The 19,250-nt window shown below is 55.5% G+C and carries 16 protein-coding genes; 9 read left to right on the forward strand and 7 right to left on the reverse strand.

What is annotated here, in order from left to right:
- Positions 1-12 precede the first annotated feature (12 nt).
- Together pgeF and rluD are read right to left on the reverse strand one after the other, a co-directional pair.
- Positions 13-768, reverse strand: coding sequence for a peptidoglycan editing factor PgeF (gene pgeF, locus ATI45_RS11055; RefSeq protein WP_098419543.1), 756 nt, complete (start codon positions 766-768; stop codon positions 13-15).
- A complete protein-coding gene (rluD, locus tag ATI45_RS11060) occupies positions 758-1,735 on the reverse strand; it encodes a 23S rRNA pseudouridine(1911/1915/1917) synthase RluD (RefSeq protein ID WP_098419544.1) in 978 nt (325 codons plus the stop codon). Before rluD ends, pgeF begins: the two co-directional genes overlap by 11 nt.
- 145 nt (positions 1,736-1,880) lie before the next feature.
- On the opposite strand from rluD, the gene ATI45_RS11065 reads away from it, so the two are divergent.
- Positions 1,881-2,714, forward strand: coding sequence for an outer membrane protein assembly factor BamD (locus tag ATI45_RS11065; protein WP_098419545.1), 834 nt, complete (start codon positions 1,881-1,883; stop codon positions 2,712-2,714).
- A gap of 49 nt (positions 2,715-2,763) precedes the next feature.
- Here the strand turns inward: ATI45_RS11065 and ATI45_RS11070 are convergent, their stop codons facing one another.
- On the reverse strand, positions 2,764-4,428 hold the full coding sequence (locus ATI45_RS11070; protein WP_098419546.1) for an NAD+ synthase: 1,665 nt from the start codon (positions 4,426-4,428) through the stop codon (positions 2,764-2,766).
- 153 nt (positions 4,429-4,581) lie between these two features.
- Between ATI45_RS11070 and ATI45_RS11075 the strand changes: the two genes are divergently transcribed.
- From ATI45_RS11075 to ATI45_RS11110, 8 genes are all read left to right on the forward strand, one after another.
- Positions 4,582-6,252, forward strand: a complete 1,671-nt coding sequence (locus ATI45_RS11075; RefSeq protein ID WP_098419547.1) for a sensor histidine kinase — start codon at positions 4,582-4,584, stop codon at positions 6,250-6,252.
- An 8-nt stretch (positions 6,253-6,260) separates the two neighbouring features.
- On the forward strand, positions 6,261-7,646 hold the full coding sequence (locus tag ATI45_RS11080; protein WP_098419548.1) for a sigma-54-dependent transcriptional regulator: 1,386 nt from the start codon (positions 6,261-6,263) through the stop codon (positions 7,644-7,646).
- 125 nt (positions 7,647-7,771) lie between these two features.
- Positions 7,772-8,356 (forward strand): GspH/FimT family pseudopilin, encoded by a 585-nt coding sequence (locus ATI45_RS11085; protein WP_098421725.1) that lies wholly within the window; start codon positions 7,772-7,774, stop codon positions 8,354-8,356.
- 83 nt (positions 8,357-8,439) lie between these two features.
- Complete coding sequence (gene pilV / locus ATI45_RS11090; RefSeq protein WP_098419549.1) at positions 8,440-8,931, forward strand: type IV pilus modification protein PilV; 492 nt, start codon at positions 8,440-8,442, stop codon at positions 8,929-8,931.
- A 2-nt stretch (positions 8,932-8,933) separates the two neighbouring features.
- A complete protein-coding gene (locus ATI45_RS11095) occupies positions 8,934-10,040 on the forward strand; it encodes a PilW family protein (RefSeq protein ID WP_098419550.1) in 1,107 nt (368 codons plus the stop codon).
- Positions 10,037-10,543, forward strand: a complete 507-nt coding sequence (locus ATI45_RS11100) for a pilus assembly PilX family protein (protein ID WP_098419551.1) — start codon at positions 10,037-10,039, stop codon at positions 10,541-10,543. Before ATI45_RS11095 ends, ATI45_RS11100 begins: the two co-directional genes overlap by 4 nt.
- A gap of 74 nt (positions 10,544-10,617) precedes the next feature.
- Positions 10,618-13,821: a pilus assembly protein gene (locus tag ATI45_RS11105; protein ID WP_098419552.1), complete on the forward strand. Its 3,204-nt coding sequence runs from the start codon at positions 10,618-10,620 to the stop codon at positions 13,819-13,821.
- 170 nt (positions 13,822-13,991) lie between these two features.
- Positions 13,992-14,408, forward strand: a complete 417-nt coding sequence (locus tag ATI45_RS11110) for a type IV pilin protein (protein ID WP_098419553.1) — start codon at positions 13,992-13,994, stop codon at positions 14,406-14,408.
- 25 nt (positions 14,409-14,433) lie between these two features.
- Here ATI45_RS11110 and ispH read toward each other — a convergent pair whose 3' ends face one another.
- The 4 genes from ispH to ileS are packed head-to-tail and all read right to left on the reverse strand — an operon-like array spanning position 14,434 to position 19,222.
- Entirely contained in the window at positions 14,434-15,387 is a 954-nt protein-coding gene (ispH, locus tag ATI45_RS11115) for a 4-hydroxy-3-methylbut-2-enyl diphosphate reductase (RefSeq protein ID WP_098419554.1), read from the reverse strand.
- Positions 15,388-15,414: 27 nt separating this feature from the next.
- The gene (locus tag ATI45_RS11120; protein WP_098419555.1) at positions 15,415-15,867 is read right to left on the reverse strand and encodes an FKBP-type peptidyl-prolyl cis-trans isomerase; all 453 of its coding nucleotides are present in this window, start codon (positions 15,865-15,867) and stop codon (positions 15,415-15,417) included.
- A gap of 5 nt (positions 15,868-15,872) precedes the next feature.
- Positions 15,873-16,403: a signal peptidase II gene (gene lspA / locus ATI45_RS11125; RefSeq protein WP_098419556.1), complete on the reverse strand. Its 531-nt coding sequence runs from the start codon at positions 16,401-16,403 to the stop codon at positions 15,873-15,875.
- The gene (gene ileS / locus ATI45_RS11130; protein ID WP_098419557.1) at positions 16,403-19,222 is read right to left on the reverse strand and encodes an isoleucine--tRNA ligase; all 2,820 of its coding nucleotides are present in this window, start codon (positions 19,220-19,222) and stop codon (positions 16,403-16,405) included. The genes lspA and ileS overlap by 1 nt, the downstream gene beginning before the upstream one ends.
- Between the last annotated feature and the right edge of the window lie 28 nt (positions 19,223-19,250).

Consider the following 19,250-nt stretch of genomic DNA (forward strand, 5'->3'; position numbering starts at 1 on the left):
GGCTGCCGATTTTTACTGCAGAACCACCAGCGTGGCCATGCGACCGGTTTGGCCGTCGCGGCGATAAGAGAAGAAACGCTGGGGATCGCTGGCGGTACATAGGCCGCCGCCATTTATTGAGCTAACGCTGGCTTGTTGCAGGCGCTGTGTTGCCAATTGGTAAATATCGGCCATGTAGTGGCCGGGACGGGCGCCCTCGCTTGTAAACGCGCTGGCCGCTTGCGGGCTATGGTTGATAAACGCCTGGCGTACTTCTGGCCCTACTTCGAACTGGTCGGGGCCGATGGCAGGGCCGAGCCAGGCCATCAGGTTTTCGGCGGGTTCGGCCATTGCTGTTATAAGGTTTTCTAAAACGCCACCGCACAGGCTGCGCCAGCCGGCGTGGGCTGCGCCGACTATCGTTCCCTGGCGGTTGCAGAGTATGACCGGCAAGCAGTCTGCGGTGAGAATGGCGCACACCACGCCGGGTTCGCGGGTGTAGCTGGCGTCGGCGGGCGGAAGTTGGCTTAGGTTTTGGGCTGTTACTTCGACAACAACGGTTCCGTGCACCTGGTTTAACCAGGCGAAACGTTGCGCCGACAAACCAAGATGATCCGCCAATCGTTGGCGGTTGGCGGCTACGCTCTGAGGGTTGTCGTTAACGTGACCGCCCACATTCAGTTGACCCCAAGGCGCCGCGCTAACGCCGCCCTGGCGGGTGCTGCTGAACGCCTGCACGCTGGCCGGAGCTGGCCAGACAGGCGCAATTAACGGCAGATCAGGACTCATCGCTATCCATATCTTTTACGTGCTTGCGCAGCGCGGCCAGCAGCAGCTGAAAATCCTCTGGCAGGGGCACATCCCAACTCATGGTTTCGCCGGTTTGCGGGTGTTCCAGGGTCAGCTGGCGTGCGTGCAAGGCCTGGCGGTGGAAGCCAGACAGCACTTCGCGCAATTCTTCGGTGGTGCCTTTGGGCAACCGCAGGCGCCCGCCGTAAACAGGATCGCCCACCAGCGGGTGTTTTACGTGGGTCAGGTGCACACGAATCTGGTGGGTACGTCCGCTTTCCAGTTTGCAGCGCACGTGAGTGTGGGCCGCAAAGCGCTCAATCACGCGGTAGTGGGTAACGGCCGGCTTGCCGGACTTCACCACCGCCATTCTTTTACGTTCGGTGGGGTGGCGACCGATTGGAGCGTCCACGGTGGCGCCGCCGGTCAGAGTGCCTACTACAACGGCTTCATATTCACGGCCCATGGTGCGGGTTTGCAGCTGGTTTACCAGCGAGGTGTGGGCAATCAGGCTGCGCGCCACCACCATAACGCCGGAGGTGTCTTTATCCAGACGGTGCACAATGCCGGCTCGCGGCAGGTTTTCTACTTCCGGCGCTATATTCAGTATCGCGTTCACCAGGGTACCGTCGGCATGGCCAGCCGCCGGGTGCACCACCAAACCGGCTGGCTTGTTGATGATCAGTATGTGCTCGTCTTCATAAACAATATCCAGGGTGATGGATTCTGCCTGCCAGGTCACCTGCGCTTCCGGTTCGGCGTCTAACTCGATCTTGTCACCCAGCATCACTTTATCGCGGGGTCTGCACTGGCCGCCATTAACAGTCAGGGCGCCGCTTTTTACCCAGGATTGAAGGCGCGAGCGCGAGTGCTCGGGCATTAGCTCTGCGGCGGCCTGGTCCAGGCGCTTGTCGCTCAGTTTGGGTGGTATTAAAAAACTGGCGATAATTCGGTTTTCAGCTGACATTAAGCCCCCAGGGCCTGGTTGTGTTACGTTTGGCTTATATTATGACAAACAGCCGGGCTTCTGTTGTGCTTCTACTGCACATCCAGTGCCTTCCCCGTTACAATGGCGGCTCTTTGAACTTTTCGACATTATACGGGATTCCGACATGAGATCAGTTGTCCGTTTATGGGTAGTGTCCGTAGTGGTTGTGCTACTCAGCGCCTGCGCCTCAAATAAGCAAGAGCAGGTATTACCCGAGCAAACCTATTACGAGAACGCCCGCAGCGCCATGAATTCGGGCAATTTCAACGAAGCGGAAACCAATCTCGATGCTTTGGAAACTTACTATCCGTTTGGCCGTTACGCCGAGCAAGCCCAGCTTGACCTTATTTTTGCACGCTACCAGAACCTTGATCTGGAAGGCGCCCGCGCCGCGGCGGATCGCTTTCTGCGACTGAATCCGCAAAGCGAACACGGCGACTACGCCCTATTCATGCGTGGCCTGGCCTCTTACAACCTGGACATTGGACTGGCCGCGCGCTACTTCCCGATAGAGGCCAACGCCCGTGCCCCAGGCGAACAGTTGCAGGCGTTCCGCGACTTTTCCGAGTTGCTCAACCGCTATCCCGACAGCCTTTACGCCGCCGATGCCCGCCAGCGGATGATTGCCGTGCGCAACCGCATGGCCGAGCTGGAGCTTCACGCGGCTCGCTATTACATCACGCGGGAAGCCTACATTGCAGCCAATAACCGCGCCCGCTATGTGGTGGAGAATTACCCCAGCTCACCGGTGGTGGAAGAAGCCATCATTATTCTGGCGGAAACATTTCGCTTTATGGACATAAAAAAAGGCAGCCAGGACGCCGTTGCGCTGCTGCGCACAAACTTCCCGGACAGCGAAGCGTTTAACCAGAACGGGGAATTTGAGCCCGATATTCTGCGCAAGCAGAACCGCTCCCTTGCCAACGTGATCACCTTTGGTTTGATGGGCGACGAATAATGTCGTTGTCCGCAAGCCGCGAAATCGGGGCCAGTAACGGCCCCGTTTTTTATACGCCGCTTTTCCAAGCGTTAGTAATGGGATAACGGCGGTCTTTACCGAAACCCCGCTCTGAAATCCGCACGCCGATTGGCGCCTGCCGGCGTTTGTATTCATTGATATCCACCAGGCGAATCACCCGTTCTACGTCTGTGCGGTCAAAGCCTGCGGCAATAATCACCTCGGCGCTTTCGTCCTGTTCGACATAGCGTTGCAGAATGGCATCCAGAACGTCATAACCCGGCAGGTTGTCTTCATCTTTCTGATCTGGCGCCAGCTCAGCCGACGGCGGCCGCGTAATCACCCGTTCAGGAATCACCGGCGCCAGCGTATTGCGATAACGCGACAACTCGAACACCTGGGTTTTGGCCACATCTTTGAGCACATCAAAGCCACCGGCCATATCGCCATAAAGCGTCGAGTAACCCACCGCCATCTCGCTTTTGTTGCCCGTCGTCAGCACCAAAGAGCCGAATTTGTTCGACAGCGACATCAGCAAAACACCTCGCAGGCGAGCCTGAAGATTCTCCTCGGTGGTGTCCACCGTGGTGCCGGTGAAGGGTTCGGCCAGGGTTGCCATAAAAGCATCGTACATGGGCTCGATTGAGAACACATCGTAGTGCACGCCCATAGTGCTGGCCTGGGCCTCTGCGTCTTGCAGGCTGATATCCGCGGTGTAGCGAAACGGCATCATCACCGCCCGCACCTGCTCCTTGCCCAACGCGTCTACCGCTATGGCCAGCGTCAGCGCTGAATCGATACCTCCTGACAAACCCAGCACCACAGATTTAAAGCCATTTTTCCCCACATAATCCCGCACACCCATCACCAACGCTTGATAAACTTCCGCGCTTGCGGACAGCGGCTGTGGTAATGGTTGAGTAACAGGCTGGCAGGTTTCTTCACACTCAAAGTCTACAACGAACAGGCCCTGTTCAAACTGCGGCGCTTCTGCGGCAATCTGGCCTTTGCCGTCGGCCACCAGCGAGCCGCCATCAAACACCAATTCGTCCTGCGCGCCAACCAGGTTGACGTACACAATGGCCACGCCAGCGGCTTTGGCCTTACGCTGAACCAATGCTTTGCGCCGCAGTTGTTTGCCCTGGGAATACGGCGACGCATTCAGATTCAGTACCAGTTTTGCGCCGGCCGCTGCCGCCTTTTCAACCGGACCTTCTGCCCATAAGTCTTCACACACCGTAATGCCGACATCAACGCCCCGCAAACTGACCACCAATGGCTCAAGCCCACTGGCGAAATAGCGTTTTTCATCAAAAACCTGATAGTTGGGCGGGCACTGTTTGAAATAACGATGGCTAATCTTGCCGTTTTCCATCACCAGCGCAGCATTATAGAGTTTACCGTTTTCACGCACCGGCGCACCAAACACCACAACCGCTGCCAACCCTGCCCCGCAGATCTCATCGATTGCCGCCTGTACGCGAGTGTCCAGGCTTGGCCGCAGCAGCAAATCCTCCGGCGGATAGCCGGTCAGCGCCAACTCGGGGAATACCACAATGTCGGCCTGGTGCTGGTCATCGGCCTGCCTTACCGCCGCAATAATCCGCTGGGCGTTGCCGGGTATGTCACCGACCAAAAAATCCTGTTGAACCATCACCAAGCGCAAAGGGCCCGGTGTTTGTAGGGATCGGGGCTGATCCGCTGTTAGCGACATATGTCGGCTCCTGTTACTGATGCCTGAAAAAGGGCTATTATAAACGCGCAGCCGCGCCAAGTCTGCGGCCGCGCCCTTAGTGGGCGTAAGCGTCGACACCACCACTACTACCGGCAGCTAAAAGCTGGCTCCACCGTGTATATGGCACTATTTATGACAGCGTCTTCCACGCTTTCCGCAACGACGGCGCTCGCAGCCAGCGCTGGCGACTTGCTGAGCACACGCCAGCGCGGCGAACTGTTTCGGGTGTATAACTATTATCGCGTGGTGCTGGGCATATTGCTTATCGGGCTACTGCTGGTGGATACCACCAGTTTTGACGGTCGCTTCCGCCAACTGGACTACTTTCAGGCGGGCGTCATCGCTTATCTGGCCGTAAACGCGTTTATAGCGGTGTTAATGATTGCCGGTTTCCAGCCCAGTGAGCGCCACATCAGCGTCTCCATTTTGCTGGATATACTGATTATTCATGGCCTGCTGGTCAGCAGTTCCGGCATCACCAATGGCATGGCAAACCTGGTGATCGTATCAGTCGCCGCCGGCAACATCATGACGCCGGGGCGCATGGGTACATTTTACGCTGCTTTAGCCACTCTCAGTTCACTGGCCATTGCACTTTGGGCGATGCTGGAACAGGGCAAAAGCGCCGATGACATGGTGCGGGCCGGGTCATTGGGTATTGTTTATTTTGTGACCGCCGCCGCTTTGCAATACATCGCCATCCGCCTGCGCCGCAGCGAAACTCTTGCCAACAGTCGTGCCCAAAGTCTTGCCGAGCTGGAGCAGATCAATCAGCAAATCATTCAGCGCATGCGCACCGGTATACTGGTGTTAGACCGTGAAGGCCAGGTTCGCCTGATGAACGCCGCTGCCAGCGAAATGCTGGCGGGGTATACAGTTTCTGCGCAGCGAGCAGGGGCCGGGCAAACAACTGGCGCACACCTTCTGCCCGCAAACCTGCTAGCCGGATTCAAAAGCTGGCTGCTGCATCCGCAACAAAGCATCGCACCCTTTCAGCCCGCAAGCACGTCGCCCCCCATACAAGCCACGTTTGCGCACCTGGACCAAAACAGCGGCGAGCTGGTGTTGGTGTTTCTGGAAGACATCAGCCGCGTAACCCAGCAGGCGCAACAAATGAAGCTCGCCTCACTGGGCCAGTTAACGGCCAGCATCGCCCATGAAATTCGCAACCCGTTGGGGGCCATCAGCCACGCCGCACAGCTTTTGGACGAGTCGCCGAATATGGATACGTCCGACCAAAAAATGCTGGCGGTTGTTCATCGCCACTCAAAGCGTGTGAACGCCATTATAGAGAATGTGCTGGGTGTGTCCCGCCGTGAAACCTCAGCCGCCGAGCCGATTGATCTGCAGCCCTGGTTAGAACAGTTTCGTGACGATTTTCTGCAAACCCACAGTCAACATAAACCCGTGCTTATCCGCCTTAGCGTTCAGCCTGGCGCTCACCCCACAGCACGTTTCGACACCAGCCAGTTGGAACAAATTCTGATCAACTTATGCGACAATGGCTTACGCTACAGCCAATTGCACTCTGGCGAGGCTAAAATAGAAATACTTGCCGGAATCGCCGTCGACGGCGCCCGCGCCTACATTGACATCAAGGATTACGGCCCGGGAATTACCAAAGAGAACACGTCGTCTGTATTCGAACCGTTTTTTACAACCGACAAAAGTGGCACCGGACTGGGCCTTTATCTGGCAAAAGAATTGTGTGAGGCGAATCAGGCTCACCTGTCGCTGATTGACGCCGAACAGTCAGGTTGCTGCTTTCGCATTATGTTTGCCCATCCCGGGCGTATAATCTGAAGGGTACTATGACCAAACTCACCGCGCTGATCGTAGACGACGAACCCGACATCCGTGACCTGCTAGAGATAACCCTCAGCCGCATGGGCCTGAACACGGTCACCGCGGGCACTCTGGCAGGGGGCATCGCGGGCATGCAAAAGCACACGCCAAATGTGTGCCTGACCGACATGAACCTGCCAGATGGCAAAGGCATCGAGCTGGTGCAATGGATTCAACAGCATTCGCCCAATACGCCGGTCGCCGTTATAACCGCCTACGGCAGTATGGACATCGCCATTGAGTCCCTGAAGGCAGGTGCTTTTGATTTTGTGTCAAAGCCCGTTGAATTACCGCGGCTGCGGGAGCTGGTCAACACCGCCCTGAAACTGGCCCAGAACCCAGAGCCTGCGCCAGAAGACAATAGCGACCCGGGTTTGCTGCTGGGTAATTCCGCCCAGGTTCAAACCTTACGCAATCAGGCCCGCAAGCTGGCCCGCAGCCAGGCGCCGGTCTTTATTCAAGGCGAATCCGGCAGCGGAAAGGAGCTGGTCGCACGCACCATTCACCAGCAAGGCCCCCGATGTGAAGGGCCGTTCATCGCCGTGAACTGTGGCGCCATTCCGTCTGAATTGATGGAAAGCGAGTTTTTTGGCCACAAAAAAGGCAGCTTCACCGGTGCTGTCGATAACAAGGCAGGCCTGTTTCAAAGCGCCAACGGCGGCACCCTGTTTCTGGATGAAATCGCTGACCTACCACTGCCCATGCAGGTAAAACTTCTGCGGGCCATTCAGGAAAAAGCCGTACGCCCGGTCGGTGACAGCCACGAAGTGCCGGTCGATATCCGTGTGCTTAGCGCAACCCATAAAGACCTTTCGGCGCTGGTACAAGATGGCCTGTTCCGTCAGGACCTGTTCTATCGCATCAACGTGATTGAAATCCGCGTGCCGCCTCTGCGCGAACGCAGCGGCGACATAGCGCTGCTTGCCAGGCACATCCTGCTGCGCATCGCCCGTGAATACGAATGTACACCCATCGCCCTCACGGATGCAGCCGTCGATTATTTAAAGGGCTACCATTTCCCGGGTAATGTGCGTGAGCTGGAAAACATTCTGGAGCGGGCGTTTACACTTTGCGACGGAGACGTTATTGACAGCGGCGACCTTCAGCTTCGCAGCTCTTGTAGCAGCATGGATTCGCCTTTGCTGGCACCGACAGCTGAGATAATGGCAACGGCGGATATTGAACTATCGGAGCAAGGCCTGGGCCTAGAGGGATATCTCGAGAACATAGAGCGCAAAGCTATTGAGCAGGCGCTCGAAGCCACGCGTTGGAATAAGACGGCGGCGGCGAAAAAGCTGGGGATCAGCTTTCGGGCGTTGCGGTATAAATTGAAGAAACTGGGGCTGGAGTGATCACCATCGCAAAATGCGATCCTAACGTGTGCGAATGAAACAGTTTGCGGTTAAGCTCAGAATTGCTCTATTCACAGGATGTGAAAAAAGCTGAAAATTATACCTATCAACATGGATGTTGAACTATGCATTCCCCAAAAATGTCCCAGGGTTTCACCCTTATAGAACTTGTGGTAACACTTGCGATTGTTGGCATTCTGACAGCATTTGCGAGCAACTCGTGGATCTCTCTTATTGCATCAACCCGCCACACCGATGTTGTTAACGATACGTACAGAATGTTCGCGCTGGCTCGCTCCTTCGCCATCAATCAAAAAAAGCTTACCACGATCTGTCCATTGTCTGGCTCACAGATCTGTACGGATAACTGGAACAACCCGGTATCCGTATTCCCTGACACAAACAACGACAAACGCCCGGACGGTGCCAGAATCCACCGGGTTTTTGATCTTGCAAAAGATCACTCAGAGTTGTATTCACGAACGGCCGGAAGAGGCTATTTTCAGCTATCTCCAGACGGTATGAGCCATGGCACAATGGGCAGCCTGGTCGCTTGCTCACCTTCCGGCGGCGGTTCAGTCGACATGAGTTACCTTGCGCTTAGCATTGGCGGCCGTTTGCGGCGACTGCATGATGAAGACGGCGATGGCACTATCAGGCTTCCGTGGGGAGTCACTCTCACCTGCCCGACATCCTTACCGACGATCTGACCGACAAACTGACGGAATAGCCAAAGCCCGATAATTCGCATAAGCCCGGCTGGGCGAACTGACGTCGTAGACGGAGACAGCAAATGACACAACCCATTCTTGTGAAAACTGAACGGCGAAATCGCCAGCAACTCAATCTCAAACAGCAATCTGGTCTCGGACTGATCGAAATTCTGGTGGCTGTTCTGGTTCTGGGTATTGGCATACTCGGTGTTGCCTCAACCCAGGTCGTCTCTTTGCAGATGACGTCTCAGTCGCAGAGCCGGAGCCAGGCGGTGTTGCTTGCAGAGGACATGCTGGACAGGGTGCGAGCCAATTCCCGCAATCCCGCGGACTATGCCCTGGCCGCGGGCGTCGCCGTAGGCGCTGACAACGGAGCATGCGACACATCGTTTGTGCCTGCTAACGCAACAGTCGCCGGAAATGACATTGAGGCCTGGGAGAACAATCTGGCCTGCCTGCTTCCGGCAGCGCAGCGCGCCATTGAGGTAGCCGGTAACACCGTTACGATCACCATTGACTGGAATCAGAAAGATCAGGCCATGAACCCCATCGTCGTGAGAACAGAGATCTGACTATGCAAAAGCCAATGTTTCATCGTCTTCACGGGGTTCGCCAGGTTCTTTTCCAGTCAGGTTTGTCACTGGTAGAGCTGCTGATTGCAATGGCTCTGGGCTTGCTGCTTACTCTTGGTGTAACCCAGATTTATCTCAGCAGCAGCGTTACCTATCGCCAGACAGAGGGACTCGCATACGCCCAGGAAAGCACGCGTTTTGTTTCCGCGATGCTGACTCCCGAACTCAGGTCTGCCGGAAGTTTCGGATGCCTTGCGCAAATGGGCAGGCCGTTTGCGCAAATTGTGGATAACCGGCTAAGCGGCCGTTTAATTGTGCCCCTGACCCGGGCATTACAGGGCTGGGAATACACCGGCACGGGCCCCGGTGACTCTATTACACTGGCAGGAACCTTATCCACACCAACTGCGGGGAACTGGGATTCTGGGACCGCGGGCACCGATCTCCCGACCGCACTGGCAGGCTCCGTAGTCATTAATTCCGATGTAGTCATTGTAAACGCCTTAACGCCTCTCGGCGTAGAGGTCAGTGCCGTCACAAATCCAGGCGACAGTGTCATAAACCTGTCGGGCGCCTCCGGCGTGAGTGCAGGCCGCAACGTGTTGGCAACGCGTGGTGATTGCTCGGAGGGTGAGCTTTTTCAGAAAAGTGATGCGGCGAGCCTTTCGACCATCACCACCACCATCCCCAATACACTGGGGCTCGGCTATGACGTGCAGACCAGGATTTATGAGTTTACAACGATGGCCTATTACATTAGCGAGGGCACCAACGAGGAACCTGCACTTTTCCGCCGACTGATGACCCCACTTCAGAATCCGCAAGAACTTGTGTCCGGAGTCGAAACACTTCAGATTCTGTACGGTGTCGATACCGATGGGTCCAACGCTGCAGACGACTACATACCGGCTGACGAAGTAGCTGACTGGGATACCGTCGTAAGCGTCCGCTTTTCTGTCATGACAAGGAGCCCCAGCGACGTTCTCGATGAAGAAAATAGCCGCAGCTTCGACATGCTTGGCAGCGAAGTCACTCAGGCCAATAACGGCGACCGACGGGTTCGTCTGGTGTCCGTGAGCACAACAGCGCTCAGGGGGGGGATTGAATGAAGATCATCAAAAAGCCGGTGCGGTTGACCCAACTTGCGCCCTTATCCAGACAGCAACACGGAGCCACACTTATTGTCGCTCTTGTCATGCTGCTATTAATATCGCTGCTTGCAGCTGGGGGCATGCAGGGTTCCATTCTGCAAGAGCGAATGGCCAGCAACGCGCACGATGGCGCGATTTCATTTCAGGCGTCAGAAGCTGCTTTGAGGCAAGGTGAAGATAACCTTATGACGACGCTGACAACACGTCAAACTGCCTACAACGAGGGGCTGATGGGCGGCCCTTGGGCATGGGATGGCGCCGACCCTGCCCCCTCTGGCGTCGGGAACGCAGGATCAAACGTCAGCGCTCAACCCGCCTACCACCTTGCGTACCTTGCCGACGTTTGTCCGATTGAGCCAGGACCCTGTTTTGAGCGCTACCTGACCACCTCAAGAGGTCAAGGAGGAAGCGACGAAGCCGTGACTGTGTTGCAGTCAACTGTGTTGTTGGCACCCGAATAAAACACGATCTTTATAAATAGCTGCGATGAGAGAGTGTCCAAAACGTGTTGCTGACTCCAAGCGGAGAAATTGCCGTGAAAAAACTTACAGCACAGACATATATCCGGGCGCGTGTTAACAAACTGACCACCTTTGGGGCCAGCCTGTTGCTCTCCATGTGCACGATGCAGTCCGCGTTGGCGCAGGTAAACATTGCGCAAATACCACTTTTTCTGAAAACGTCGGTGGACTCGAATCTTGTTTTTATTTTTGACGATTCGGGGTCTATGGGCTGGGAATACATGCCTGACTCTATCGGCGGGGACCTTGGTCTTTTCCCCGGTGGCCCACATAATTGGTCAGGCGGTACGTTACGCGTTGGTAATTTCTGGTACTACAGCAGCCGAGTAAATGCGATCTATTACGATCCTGACACCGAGTATGCCCTCCCCCACAAGCCGGACGGTTCCGGACGTTTCCCGAATTCCAACTTTAATGCCGCGTGGAAAAATGGCTTCAGCGAAACCGGATCGGTCAATTTGAGCATACGTTTCCCAACCCATCGTTTTACGTTTGAAGACAGTGCTTTTTACTATCGGTTCAACAGTTCACCTGGATGCGAGGCTGCACCAAAGAATAACAATTGTTACGACCTTGTATTCCTGGCGGACGAGAACACAGAGCAGCAACAAAACTTTGCAAACTGGTACTCCTTCTACAGCCTCCGCGATTTGGCGTCAAAATCTGGTATCACTGAGGCCTTTTTTGACCTTCCAGAAAACATTCGCCTTGGCTACGGCGCTATTAACATTAACAACAGAACCATCGATGGCGTGGGTAACACAAATACGCTGGTCAGCGGCGTCCGTCCATACAACGCCGCCCACCGCCAGCAATTCCTGACTTGGTTGCAAAACAAAAGTGTTTCCGGCGGCACGCCACTCAGAACAGCACTCAAAGATGTGGGTAACTACTACTCACGCACTGATAGTCGAGGCCCGTGGGGAGCCACTCCCGGCACCAGCGACAACACCGCTGATATCGAATGCCGTCAGAGCTTCTCTCTTATAATGACCGACAGCATCTGGAATGGCAGCACTCCTGGTGACGTTCTAGAAGCAGACGCTGTTGCGGCCATTGCATCGGGAGAAATGATTAATTGGCCACAGCCAGGCTCTGATCGAAACCCTCAAAACATCGACGACCTGCTTCACGCAGCCATTAACGGTCGTGGCGGCTATGCAAGTGCTCAAAACCCGAAGGAGTTCACCGCTGAAATTCAGGGTTTCCTAGGAGGCGTTATTGCCCGCGCCCAGACCTCCGCCTCTGCAGCAGCAGTCAGCTCAGCGGTACTTCGCACGGACGCGCTTGGCTTTTTTGCCGGTTTCCGCAGTGAAGATTGGTCGGGAACATTAACTGGCTTTAATTTCAACCTGGGGACCGAAATCTGGGATGCAGAGACAGTTCTTGAAAATACGCTTCCTGCAGATCGCACACTAATAACCTATAACAGAAGCGCAGGGGTAAAGCTGGCGTTTACCTCAGCAACCTCACTCAGCAACCTCTCTCAGGCACAGCAGGATGCGCTTAACGCTGACCCAACCCTGGCAGCAAGTCAGGACAATCTTGGCCCCAACCGCCTTGCCTGGTTACACGGTGACAACTCGGCACACTCAACATTTCGCGACAGACAAAGACAGGATGCGGGCGGCGCGACAGTTACTCGTCTTTTAGGCGATGTCATCAACGCTAACCCACAGTTCGTGGGCACCACCAACTACGGGTTCAGGCGTTTGAGTGGCACTGAGGGTTCCAGCTATGGCGCGTTTCGCTCCACTACGACCTATCGAGAGCGAACCGCTGCACTTTATGTTCCGGCTAACGACGGCATTCTTCATGCGTTTGACAGTGAAACCGGTGGAGAGCTCTTTGGTTACATCCCCTCCGAGCTTCTGCTGCCCACTGGGTCAAACAGTTATGCCCGCATTTCAGAGCTGATGAATCCCATCTACACCCACAAATATCTTATGGACGGTACTCCCCGGATTCAAGACGCCTATTTCGACAAAGACGGAGACGGTTCCAAGGAATGGCGCACGGTACTTCTCGGCACAATGGGTAACGGTGGCAAAACGGTTTTTGCGCTTGATATCACAGAGCCAGATTCGTTCTCGCCATCAGATGATGTGCTCTGGGAGTTTCAGCATACAAATCTCGGTTATGGCGTAACAGACCCTCAAATTGCGCGACTGGACAGCGGAAAATGGGTAGCCATTTTTGGCAACGGATATAACGGCGGAAGCAACCAGTCGAGTCTCTTTGTTGTTGATCTTGAATCGGGCGCTCTGTTAAAAGAACTTCAGACCGGCGTAGGCAGCGCAGCAAGCCCGAATGGGTTCGCTTCTGCAACCATAACGAGTTTTCCTGAGTCAGATGCAGTCATGCGCTATGCGTACGGCGGCGATTTACTCGGTAATCTTTGGCGTTTCAATATAACCGGCCAGGTAAGTGCGTGGTCCACCACCAAGATATTCAGTGCTATCAGTCCTGCTGGCAATACTCAGCCCATCACCGTTGCTCCGCGGGCAGCTCTGAATCCGAACAATAATGATGAACTGGTTATCGCGTTCGGAACCGGCAGTTTCCTTCGCAGCGGTGACGAAGGCGATTACGACATCCAGAGCCTTTATGTCATCAAAGACGACCTGTCTACCTCTACATTACTCAGAACAAACCTTCTGGCGCAAACCATAGTCGAGCAAACCGATGTCGTGATCGACCGGGCCTTGGATGATGGCACTAATAGCTTTACCGTCCGTGATACCTCTGCCAACACGCTAACCGACGAGAAAGGTTGGTATCTCGATCTTGTCTATAACGCTTCGCAAGAGGGCGAGCGGGTGATAAGCAGGGCGACATTCCCGTTTGGCGTAAACCCGGATCGGGTCCGCTTCACCACCGTCATCCCCGATAGCGACCCCTGCGGTAGTGGTCGGACCGGCTTTATTGTGGACTTAAAACTCACATCAGGAGCGCCTTCTGACACGCCAGTGTTTGATCTCAACAGCGACGGCATATTCAATACGGCGGACATTACGGGCGGCTTTGCAGCAAGCGGCATACAAGTTGGTTATGGTGGTGAAAACCGCACCATTGCGACTCAAAGTGGTGAGGCAGAAGTTGTTATTCCGGGCACGGATCCCAGGCAGCTTTCTGCTGAAAACCCATGTGAGGATGGCCCCTGCGTACGCTCTCTGAATTCGAACACTGGACGACAAACCTGGGAGCAGCTTCGCTAGAAGCTGCTTTACAGCACCGTTAATTACGTAGAAACGTTTATCTGGCTAACAAAAATGTTCAAGGAGAGAAAGTCGCAGTAGGTGGGCTCTTACTCAACGAAACGTTCTACCAGGAAACCGTTAATCAATAATTACTGCCACGAAGCAAAAAAACGTGAGGACGTGATATTTTGAAGACTCAAAGTCAAACTGGTTTTACGCTGATTGAACTGATGATTGTCGTTGCGATTATTGGCATAATCGCCGCGATCGCGTTTCCTTCTTATCAGAGCCAGGTTAAGAAGACACGTCAGACCACGGCAAAGTCCGACCTTTTGGAGCTGTCACAGTGGATGGAGCGGCGCTATTCGAACGGGTTTGACTACAGAGATACTACAAATACCCCTCCAGACAATCCTACTTTGCCCTTTGTTCAATCACCACAGAATGGGACCGCCTTTTACAACATCAGCTTCTCTGCTGATGTTACTCAGGGTGCCTTCACTCTCCAGGCCGTGCCAACGGGAGGTCAGGCAAATGACGACTGTGGTACTCTCACACTTGACGAACAAGGTGATCGCGGTGCGGCTATGGCAGGATGCTGGTAAAACGGGTTGTCGATGCCATCGAAACTCAGTTTAATTCGATGGCATCGATTCTCAACTCTTTCGGCATAGAAAACACAATATTCTCCTCACGCCCGGCAATCTCTTGCGGCACTTCACCACCCAGTTCCCGCAGGCGGGCGATCACGGCGCTTACCAGTACTTCCGGGGCGGAAGCGCCGGCGGTTACGCCTATAGATTTTTTGCCGTCTAGCCAGGTGGGATCAATTTGTGCGGCTTCGTCAATCAGGTAGGCCGGTGTGCCCATGCGCTCCGCCAGTTCGCGCAGGCGGTTGGAGTTGGAGCTGTTGGGGGAGCCCACCACCAGCATCAGGTCGCACTCGTCGGCCATTTGTTTGACGGCGTCCTGGCGATTCTGGGTGGCGTAGCAGATGTCGTCTTTTCGCGGCCCTTCAATCTTCGGGAACTTGGCCCGCAGGGCGTCGATTACACGGGCCGTGTCATCCATCGACAAGGTGGTTTGGGTGACATAGGCCAGCTTTTCGGGGTTTTTAACGTTCAGCTTTGCTACGTCGGCTTCGTTTTCCACTAGGTAGATATCGCCGCCGTTGGCGAAGTTGTACTGGCCCATGGTGCCTTCCACTTCGGGGTGGCCATGGTGGCCAATCAGCACGCACTCGCTGCCGTCACGGCTGTAACGCATGACTTCGATGTGCACTTTGGTGACCAGTGGGCAGGTCGCGTCAAAGACTTTCAGGCCACGGTCGGCTGCCTCTTTGTGCACCGCCTGGGACACGCCGTGGGCGCTAAAAATCACCAGCTTGTCGTCTGGCACTTCGCTCAGTTCTTCCACGAAAATGGCGCCGCGCTTGCGCAGGTTGTCTACCACGAATTTGTTGTGCACCACTTCATGGCGCACATAAATAGGCGCGCCAAACACGTCCAGAGCACGGTTAACAATATCAATGGCGCGGTCGACACCGGCGCAGAATCCACGGGGGTTTGCCAGACGAATTTGCATAGTGTTCCTATCTCAGCCCACAGGAGTTCAGTGCGCAGGGCCTACCGGCTCTACGTCTATAATTTCTACATCAAAAGTCAGTGTACGCCCAGACAACGGGTGATTGAAGTCCACTTCTACTTCATCGCCCTCTACCCGGCTGATGGTACCCGGCAGCTCTTGCTTACGCGCGTCGGCAAAGGAGACCACCACACCTGGCTCCAGCACCATGTCGGCGCCGAACACATGGCGCTTCATCAACTGTAAGTTGTTGGGGTTGCGCTGGCCAAAGGCTTTTTCCGGTGGCACCTGGTAGCTGGCCTTGTCACCGGCTACCATGCCCATCAAATAAGCTTCAAAATTCGCTGGCAAACTTTCATCGCCAATATCCAGGGTAGCCGGGTTTTTGTCGAAGGTGGTGTCAACCACTTCGCCGCTGTCGAATTTCAACGCGAAATGCAGGGTAACCCGGGTGCCTTTGTCTACAGGAAGTTCTTTCATCTTAATCAGTCGCCTTTTTTGTCCGCATCGGCGGGTTTGCGAAACGTGTCGAGTATGATCATAGCAGCACCAATGGTGATGGCGGTGTCGGCCAGATTAAAGGCCGGGAAATGCCAGTTCTGCCAATAAAAATGGAGGAAATCCACCACGTAGCCATGTACCACCCTGTCGTACACATTGCCCAGGGCGCCACCAAGAATCAGCGCAAAAGCAATGGCAGACCAGGTTTCATGGCGCTCCAGCTTTCTCATCCATAGCACCAGCACTACGCTAACCACCAGCGCCAGGATCACAAAAAACCAGCGCTGCCAGCCGGCGGCACCGGCTAAAAAACTGAAGGCGGCACCGGTGTTGTGCAGCAGAGTAAAATTGAAAAACGGCATCACCGGTACCGGGCTGCCGTAACTGAGCATGGCAGTGGCCACTGCCTTGGTGCCCAGATCCAATGCGATCACCAGCACCGTCAGCCACAACCACTTCAGTTTGCCCGCGCCGGATTTGCCGCTATCGCCGGATTTTGCCATGGTAGAGCCCATCAGGCGAAGGCGCGGGTTTCACCCGGGCCATACACGTTGGTAACACAGCGGCCGCACAAATCGGGGTGTTCTGCGTGGCTGCCCACGTCGGCGCGGTGGTGCCAGCAGCGCTCGCATTTAGTATTACTGGCGGGGCGCACCTGCACCCACAGCCCTTCATAACCGGTTTGTTCGGCGTCAACCGCCTCGCTTACCGGCTTCACGTCAGCTTCCGAAGTGATCAGCACAAAGCGCAATTCTTCGCCCAGGTGTTTTAGTTTTTCAGCCAGCTCGCCATCGCAGAACAGCGTCACCTCGGCGCTCAGGGAGCCCTTGATAACGCCTTGCTTGCGGGCATCTTCCAGCCGTTTGTTCACCGCTTCTTTTACGGCGAAAATGTCACGCCAGTAATTACGTCCCAGCTCTACGCTTTGCGGCATTTCGCTCAGGCCTTGGTACCAGGTTTCGTAGAATACGGTGTCGCCGCGTTCGCCCGGCAGGTGCTGCCAGATTTCATCGGCGGTAAAGCTCAAAATCGGCGCAATCCAGCGCACCAGCGCTTCGGCCACATGGTAGAGCGCGGTCTGGCACGAACGCCGCGCCAGGCTGTCAGCCTGGGTGGTGTACTGGCGATCTTTGATGATGTCGAGGTAAAAGCCGCCCAAAGTGGATTCGCAAAAGTTGTACACTTTCTGGTAAATCCGCAGGAAGGCGTAGTTTTCATAGTCTTCTTGGATTTCGCTCTGCAATTGCAGTGCGCGATCTACCATCCAGCGGTCCAGCGCCATCATGTCGGCCGGGGCCACCGTGTGCTTGGCTGGCTCGAAGCCGGTCAGGTTGCTCATCAGGAAGCGCGCGGTGTTGCGGATGCGGCGATAGCCGTCGGCGCTCTGACGCAGAATATCTTTGGAGACGGTCATTTCACCGCTGTAATCGGTGGCTGCTACCCACAGGCGCAGGATGTCGGCGCCCAGATCGTTCGTGACCTCTTGCGGCGCGATCACGTTGCCCAAGGATTTGGACATTTTGTAACCCTTGCCATCCACGGTAAAGCCGTGGGTTAGCACCTGTTTGTACGGTGCCACGCCATTGATGGCGATGGAGGTCTTCAGGGACGATTGAAACCAGCCACGGTGCTGGTCAGAACCTTCCAGATACAAATCGGCCGGGAACTGGCCCAGCTCTTCGCGTACCCGCAAAACCGATTCGTGGGTCACGCCGGAATCAAACCATACGTCCAGAGTGTCCAACACTTTTTCGTAGTGGTCGGCGTCGTCGCCCAGAAGCTCGCGGGCATCCAGGTCATACCAGGCATCAATGCCATCGATCTCGATAGCCTGAGCCACTTTTTCGACCAGGCTCTGGGTGTTCGGGTGCAAATCTTGGGTTTCTTTGTGGATAAACAGGGTAATCGGCACGCCCCAGGTGCGCTGGCGCGATACGCACCAGTCCGGCGACTGGCCCACCATGGCTTCGATGCGGTTCTGACCCCAGGTGGGCACCCAACGCACGCCCTTAATCGCTTCCAGAGCGTCGGCGCGCAGGTTTTCTTTTTCCATGCTGATAAACCACTGCGGTGTGGCGCGGTAAATCAGCGGTGTTTTGGTGCGCCAGCAATGGGGAAAGCTGTGGCGGAACTTTTCTTTGCGTACCAGTTTGCCTTCGCGGGTCAGCGCGTCGCAGACCGGGTCATCAGCCTTGTAGACGTGAACGCCGGCGAACTCGCCGGTAGCGCTGGTGTAGGTGCCATCGGCCTGAACCATATTCAGGGTGCCAATGCCGTAGATTTTGCCCACCACAAAGTCTTCCATACCGTGGTCTGGCGCGGTGTGAACGGCGCCGGTACCTGCATCGGTAGACACGTGATCGCCCAGAATCACCGGTACCTGTTTGTCATAAACCGGGTGCTGCAGCGCCAAGTGCTCCAGCTGGGCACCGGTGCATTGTGCCAGCACCTGGTAACCGGTCACATCCCAGCGCGCCATAACGACCTCTACCATAGCGCTGGCCAGAATCATGCGCTCGGGGCCGGCACCCACATCGGTTTGCACCAGCGCGTAATCCAATTCAGCGCCCAATGACACCGCCTGGTTGGCGGGAATGGTCCAGGGCGTGGTTGTCCAGATGACGACGGACACATCGCCTTCACCGGCGCTGGTATTGAACAGCGACAGGGCTTTGGCTTGATCCACTGCGGTAAAACGCACGTCGATCTGAGTAGAGGTCTTGTCCTGGTACTCTACTTCCGCTTCGGCCAGAGCCGACTGCCCTACCACGCTCCAGTAGACAGGCCTGTAGCCGCGCACCAGATGGCCTTTGTCCACAATTTTACCCAGCGCGCGCACAATGCCCGCTTCTACTTTCGGATCCATGGTCAGGTAGGGCTTGTCCCACTCACCCATCACGCCCAGGCGAATAAAGTCGGCTTTCTGTCCGGCAATCTGCTTGGTGGCGTAATCGCGGCAGGCCTGGCGGAAGGTTTTGTAATCGACCTTCACACCGGCTTTGCCGATTTTCTGCTCTACTTTGTGCTCGATAGGCAGGCCGTGGCAGTCCCAACCGGGCACGTAAGGCGCATCAAAGCCCATGAAACCGCGGGACTTTACAATCATGTCCTTCAGAATTTTGTTAACCGCGTGCCCAATGTGAATGCTGCCGTTGGCGTAAGGAGGGCCATCGTGAAGAATGAACTTGTTACGCCCGGCGCGCTGTTCGCGCAAGTTGGCGTAAACGTTCAGGTCCTGCCAGCGCTTGAGCATTTCAGGCTCGCGGTTGGCCAGGTTACCGCGCATGGGAAAAGCGGTTTCCGGCAGATTCAGAGTGTGCTTGTAGTCGCTCATGATGGCTGTGCGTGCTCTATTAGGTCAG

The organism is Marinobacter sp. LV10MA510-1 (assembly GCF_002563885.1).
In the GTDB taxonomy this organism is placed as follows: Bacteria; Pseudomonadota; Gammaproteobacteria; order Pseudomonadales; family Oleiphilaceae; genus Marinobacter.